Genomic DNA, 2,238 nt, shown 5'->3' on the forward strand with positions numbered 1-2,238 from the left:
TTACCTGCTATGTTAGAAAGACGACCATACAAGACAACGACACGTTTTGACGGACTGACATTCTATATTAGCGGACAAACGGGGATGCCGAAAACCGACCAGAGTAGGCACAACAAAAAACAATTTTTAATATGGCATTAAGCTGGTATCAATGCAAAAATTGCGGGACTTCTATTAAGAAGGACTCAAGCCCAAGCACCTCTGGTTGCTCGGCAAAAACGTTTCACTCTTGGACAAAGTTGGGTGAGGTTGGCGACACGAACTACAGTTGTAAAAAGTGTGGCACAACAATTCAAACCAAATCATCTCCAAGCACATCGGGTTGCCCAAGTTCAACTTTTCACTCTTGGACAAAACTCTAAAAGATTTAATCGGTGGTGTCTACGCCACCACCGATTTTTTAAGGACACGAATAATTTAGAATGGAAGCATCAACAACAATAAAACAAATGTTAGCAGGGAACAGAATTTTTGTTCCTACTTATCAAAGAGCATATTCTTGGGACACAGAATTTGAAAAAAGCAAAGCACCAAAACAGGTTAATGTTTTTTTATCGGATTTGGAGGACTACAACAAAAGTTCAACAAAATCATTTTACTACTTCGGACACTTTCTATTTGAAGAAAAACCCGACAAAAAATTTGGCGTTATTGACGGACAACAACGCCTTACAACAATTGTAATTTTTCTTTCTGCACTTTTCAAGCGACTAAGTTCTATTAGAAAACTCACAGAAACCGAACAGGAAATTTTTGAAGACATTATCAAACGAAATTCAACCTATCGTTTTGAAACAGTTGACTACGATAAACAACTTTTCAAAGATTATGTTATTGACCAAACAAAAAAAGACAAGAACGGACTTGAAACTGCTTCAGCAAAAAGAATTGTAAACGCTTTTGACTTCTTCACTTCACAATTAGAAAGCAAAGACGAATCCTATTTGCTTAAAATGCTGAATACAGTGCAAAATGCTACTTGCACAACACACCCGGTTAAGGACGAATCAGAAGCCATACAGATGTTTATTTTCCAAAACAATAGAGGCAAGAAACCTTCAAACTTGGAAATAATCAAAGCTCAATTTATGTTCAACGTTCATCTTTACGGTGGCGAAGAAAAGGAATCACTAATTGAAGAAATCAAAAACCGCTTTGAAAAAATCTACAAATCTATTTCGTCAATAGAATACAACATCAACGAAGATGATGTTTTGGTTTACACTTTAAGAGTTCATTTCAATTCACTTTGGGAAACAAACGCAATTGAAAAAATCAATAAGCTACTTTCAGACGGAAACCCAATTCCATTTATAAAATCATTCACACATTCGTTAGCAATCAGTTTTGAGCATCTAACAACATTCTTCGGCAAAGACGAAAGAGAACAATTAGAAATTCATTCACTAATAACACTTGGAGGAATTGGAATCGCAATTCCTTTTGTAATCAAGGCTTACAAATTCGGTTTGCCGACAAATACGATAAATCAACTTTGCAGTAAACTCGAATCAATCGTTTTACGACATCGTTTAATTGGAACAAGAGCAGACATTACTTCGAGAGTAAATGATGTTTTCCAAAATTTCACCGCTGAAAAACCCGACATTAAACCAATCATTGACAGAATAGACTGGATGAAAAAAACTGGTGGCGATTCTTGGTGGTGGGCATATTGGAATGACACAGAATTTGAACGTTCAATTCAGGCAGCAGTCCCACACTCGACAGCAAAATATCTTCTTTGGAAATACGAAAACCATTTAGAAGGGCAAGGCAAAAGCGGTTATTCACCAACTCGTTTTGACAAAATAGTTAGCCCAGAATTAGAACACATTGCACCACAGACACCGACAGACGGAAAGCCAGTTGCCGCAGGTTATTGTGAATATGACGAGGAGTTCAAACAACAATACATTGACTGTTTAGGCAACTATTTATTACTCTCAAAATCTCATAACTGCTCCGTTGGTAACAACCCATTTGCCGACAAGAGAGCAACATATAATCACTTGGCACAACAGCGAGAAATTCAAGAAATGACTAAGGACAACTTGACTTGGACAAAGCAAGAAATTCAAAAACGCAAAGAGAAAATTATTACTTTTTTAAAGGACAACGTATAACAACTGACAGAAACACAGCAGGTAACACGGGTTTTGCGTCAGGCGGGGTGAAGTGCAAACTTGGAGCTTTGTGCTTCTATTCAAGTTTAGTGCAGGTTGACAGTTTTGTGTT

The 2,238-nt window shown here is 37.2% G+C and carries 1 protein-coding gene; it reads left to right on the forward strand.

The features are described from left to right. Positions 1–422 precede the first annotated feature (422 nt). Positions 423–2,126, forward strand: coding sequence for a DUF262 domain-containing protein (locus tag P767_RS0114770; protein ID WP_026765152.1), 1,704 nt, complete (start codon positions 423–425; stop codon positions 2,124–2,126). Positions 2,127–2,238: the final 112 nt, after the last annotated feature.

This window comes from Sediminibacterium salmoneum NBRC 103935 (assembly GCF_000511175.1).
GTDB classification, from domain to species: domain Bacteria; phylum Bacteroidota; class Bacteroidia; order Chitinophagales; family Chitinophagaceae; genus Sediminibacterium; species Sediminibacterium salmoneum.